Here is a 1,388-nt window from a genome sequence, read left to right as displayed (position 1 = left end):
CCCCGGCAGGCGTGGCGCTCGCGGGCTCCCGCCGCGGCGACGGGGCGGACCGGGCCTCCTCGGGGGGCGCGGTGCCGGCCGCCGCGGCGGCGGGCGTCGCGGGGTCCTTCTCGCCGCCGACGGCGGTCACGGCCGCCACTCCGAGTCCGAGGGCGCCGAGCAGACAGCCGGCGATCAGCAGCGCGCGGCCCGGCCCGCGCCTGCCGCGCCGCCGTGCGGCGGCCCGGGGCGCGGCCGGTTCCGTCCGCGGTGTGCGGAGTCCGGCGCGGCGGCCTCCGGGGCTCCTGACATCCCCTCCGCGCCTGGTGTCCCCGGCGCCGGTCGCCTCCACGCCGGACTCCTCCACCGCTGCCGTGACGTCCGCCTCACCGGCCGCCCCGCCGACGACGGGGCCGGCCGGCTCGGGGGGTTCGACGGTTTCGTCGACAGCCTCGGCGTACTTGTGGAGTTCCCACGCCGGCGTTCCACAACCCGGGCAGTTGAACTGCAGGTTGAGATGCCGCCGACACCGCGCGCAATAGTCCATGAGGCTGGAAGGGTAGGTGCCCGACCGGTGACTTGTCGGGGGGCCCTGGTGAAGGTCGTGTGCGGCATTGGCGGACACCGGCACGCCCCCCGCCGGCGTCCGACAGCACGTGACCGTCCAACAACGCCGCGTGTCGGCGTGGTGGGGAGCGGGCGTGCCGCCTCCCTGCCCCGGGGACGGTCCGACCCCCGCCGCGCGTCGCGGCGGGGGTCGGACCGGCGGTCGGTCAGGGTCGGGTCAGGAGCCGAACGCGCCGGCCACCTGCTGGGCGTTGCTCATCGCCCCCGCCCAGACGGCGAGCCCGGTGATCCGGCCGGGGAAGGGCCCGGTGGATCCGGTGTCCGCCGCAGCCGTGCCGCCCAGGGTGAACGTCCCCGACGATGCCGCGGCGTCGAAGGGCCGGGCGTCGGCCTGCCGGTCGCCGTCGAGGTACAGGGCGACGGTGCCGGCCACCGCGTCGTGGACGCCGACCAGTTCGACGGGTGCTCCGGGCGCCGTGGACGTCTGGCTGCGCACCTCCGCGCCGGGCCGGCCGAAGCTCCAGACGCCCACGGGAACACGGCGGACGACGAGTTCGCCGGTCTCCGGGTCGAAGACGAGGTCGCCGTTCTCGTCCAGCACCGGCTCCTCGTTGCTGCCGGTGCGCTCGAACCAGAGCCCCCAGGCGCCGTCGCCGGCGATCCGGGCACGGTGGCCGACCGGCATCGCGGCGACCGCCTCGGCGGGCAAATCGACCCGGGCCGCGAGGGTGAAGGAGCCGCCGGCGTCGACGACGGGGCCGGCCGCGGTGGCCTCGCCGGCGCCCAGGAGCAGGCCCTCGCCGTCCGGCGCCGCACCGCCGGTGAGGGCCAGGTCGTGGCCG

General features: G+C 77.8%; 2 protein-coding genes. Both read right to left on the bottom strand.

Going from position 1 to position 1,388, the window contains the following annotated elements:
* The coding region (locus ACOV8S_RS21340) for an SCO2400 family protein (RefSeq protein WP_448319438.1) at nt 1-526 on the bottom strand (526 nt) is incomplete at its 3' end.
* Between the two features lie 237 nt (nt 527-763).
* Nucleotides 764-1,388: LamG-like jellyroll fold domain-containing protein (locus ACOV8S_RS21335; RefSeq protein WP_448319436.1), on the bottom strand; the 625-nt coding region annotated here is incomplete at its 5' end.

The organism is Streptomyces sp. CO7 (genome assembly GCF_053474865.1).
Note: the sequence above shows the minus strand (reverse complement) of the source record. Positions and strands in the feature narration are given on the sequence as shown.